The 2,124-nt window shown below is 63.4% G+C and carries 3 protein-coding genes; all 3 read right to left on the bottom strand.

Annotated elements, in window-relative coordinates; all coding sequences use genetic code 11:
- Positions 1 to 102 precede the first annotated feature (102 nt).
- Genes ftsL through WA943_RS12445 form a run of 3 tightly spaced genes read right to left on the bottom strand, consistent with a single transcriptional unit; the run spans position 103 to position 1,963 of the window.
- Positions 103 to 480: a cell division protein FtsL gene (gene ftsL, locus WA943_RS12455; RefSeq protein ID WP_424470204.1), complete on the bottom strand. Its 378-nt coding sequence runs from the start codon at positions 478 to 480 to the stop codon at positions 103 to 105.
- A complete protein-coding gene (gene rsmH, locus WA943_RS12450; RefSeq protein ID WP_424470203.1) occupies positions 477 to 1,478 on the bottom strand; it encodes a 16S rRNA (cytosine(1402)-N(4))-methyltransferase RsmH in 1,002 nt (333 codons plus the stop codon). Before rsmH ends, ftsL begins: the two co-directional genes overlap by 4 nt.
- A complete protein-coding gene (locus WA943_RS12445) occupies positions 1,475 to 1,963 on the bottom strand; it encodes a division/cell wall cluster transcriptional repressor MraZ (RefSeq protein WP_424470202.1) in 489 nt (162 codons plus the stop codon). The genes rsmH and WA943_RS12445 overlap by 4 nt, the downstream gene beginning before the upstream one ends.
- Positions 1,964 to 2,124: the final 161 nt, after the last annotated feature.

Here is a 2,124-nt window from a genome sequence, read left to right as displayed (position 1 = left end):
CTTCATGCCCGCCCCCATGCGGCATGCGCCGCTTTGCGATGGCGTCATGACCTGCGACGATAATGCGCCCGCGCGGCTGGTTTTGCTGGTTGCGACGGCCGATCATCGGATCGTCCTTTCACCGGCGCCGAGATCCGACGGCGCAACGCCCGCATAACCGCCCAGCGGCTTGCGGCTCGAAGGCGAATAGAAATCATCGGTCTTGTGCGGCATCGGCACATCGGCAAAGGAGCCGATCTGCGCCGCCTTCAGCGGTTCAAGCTTCGTATAGCGCTGGGCAAGTTCCTGAACGCGCTCAGGCTGATTGAGATAGCTCCACTCGGCACGCAGGACGCGAATGCCTTCCTGCTCGCTCGTAATGTCGCGCTCGATCTGCTGCGCGCGCTTCTCCGCCGCTTCAGCGCGATACTTGATGTCGTAGAGGCCGATCGACAGGGCGATGACCGCAACAACCAGAACGATGTTGAGGACACGGATCATGCGCCGATCTCCGCCATGGAGGGCATGCGCGCAATGCCAAGCGCGGCAACGTCGAGCGGGACTGCCGGAGCCGATGTGCGCTCGGCGGCACGCAGCTTCGCAGAGCGCGCGCGCGGATTGATCTCGGCTTCGGCGTCGGACGCCTTACGCGCTTTATGCGCGATCTCGCGAAACGACGGCGCCGTCTCGTCGCGTTCCGGCATGAAACGATTGGCGCGCGCCGCACGACCCGTGCGCGCGGTAAAGAAACGCTTCACCAGCCGGTCTTCGAGCGAATGGAAGGCAACGGCGGCAAGCACGCCGCCTTCGCGCAGCAGATGCTCAGCATCGGACAGACCATGCGCGAGCTGACCCAGCTCGTCATTGACGAAAATCCGCAGCGCCTGAAACGTGCGCGTCGCCGGATGAATGCGATCCTGCGGGCGACGACCGATGACGCGCTCGACGAGGTTGGCAAGCTCCAGCGTGCGCGCAAACTCGGTTTCGCTACGCGCCGCGACAATCGCCTTGGCGACAGCGCGCGCCCGTTTCTCTTCGCCATAGACCGCGATGATGCGCGCAAGATCGAACTCGTCAAACGTGTTGACCACTTCAGCGGCGGAAAGCCCCTGCCCGCTCATGCGCATGTCGAGCGGACCGTCCTTCTGGAACGAGAAGCCGCGTTCGGCTTCATCGATCTGCATCGACGAAACACCAACGTCGAGCACGACACCGTCAACGGCTTCATGGCCGAGACCGCGCACAAGCTGCGCCATGTCGCCGAAGCAACCTTCGATCAGCGTCAACCGGCCAGCAAATTTCGACTGAAGCTCGCGGCCGCGCAAAATCGCATTGGGATCGCGGTCGATCGCCAGCACGGCGCAATTGGCGCTGCCGAGAATGGCGCTCGTATAGCCGCCCGCCCCGAAGGTGCCGTCCACGTAGAGGCCACCGTCTCTGGGCTGCAGCACGTCCAGCACATCGGCGAGCATGACGGGAATATGGGGAACCTTGCTCATATGCCGCCTCCGACAGGGCGCGGCGGAACGGCGACGCCATCGACAGGCTGCAACAGATCGCCAAGCGATTTCGCATCGCCGAGCGCGTTGGCGCGGAAGGCCTCATAGGCCTTGGGCTCCCAGATCAGGAAGCGCGCACCGAAGCCGACGAACATTGCCTCATCGGTGATATTTGCATGCGCACGCATTTCTTCGGGCAGAACGATGCGACCGTCGCCATCGAACGACAGGTCCTGGCTTTCGCCATAGAGCGCGGCAGCGAGATTGTCGTGAGCGTCGGAGAACATGCCGAGGCGATTGATCATCTGGTCAAGCATGGCGCCATAGGCAGGCCCGCCCGCTTCGAGATATGCGCCCTTGAACGACGGTGAGCAGATGATGCCGTTGAGACCCTGGGCGATCACGATCGCGCGAAACTTGGCCGGCACGGAGACGCGGCCCTTCGCATCGATCTTGTTCGTGAAACGCCCCCGGAACGACTCCATTGGCCGCACTCATTTCCTGTTGGGGCGACCCCACCGCCTGGGTTCGCCCGCACTCCCCTGCCCGGACAGCGGGCGCCGGCTGGGCCGGTTTGGCTGGATTACGGGAGTTCATGGGATAACATGGGATGACGTGGGCGTCAACGGGAAACCCTAGGTATTCA

It is taken from the genome of Parvibaculum sp. (assembly GCF_049651025.1).
In the GTDB taxonomy this organism is placed as follows: domain Bacteria; phylum Pseudomonadota; class Alphaproteobacteria; order Parvibaculales; family Parvibaculaceae; genus Parvibaculum.
This window is presented reverse-complemented; position numbering and strand designations above follow the sequence as displayed.

What these genes read in the sequence shown, in the direction of transcription:
- ftsL (WP_424470204.1), bottom strand. Translation starts at nt 480, where the DNA reads ATGATCCGTGTCCTCAACATCGTTCTGGTTGTTGCGGTCATCGCCCTG.
- rsmH (WP_424470203.1), bottom strand. Translation starts at nt 1,478, where the DNA reads ATGAGCAAGGTTCCCCATATTCCCGTCATGCTCGCCGATGTGCTGGAC.
- WA943_RS12445 (WP_424470202.1), bottom strand. Translation starts at nt 1,963, where the DNA reads ATGGAGTCGTTCCGGGGGCGTTTCACGAACAAGATCGATGCGAAGGGC.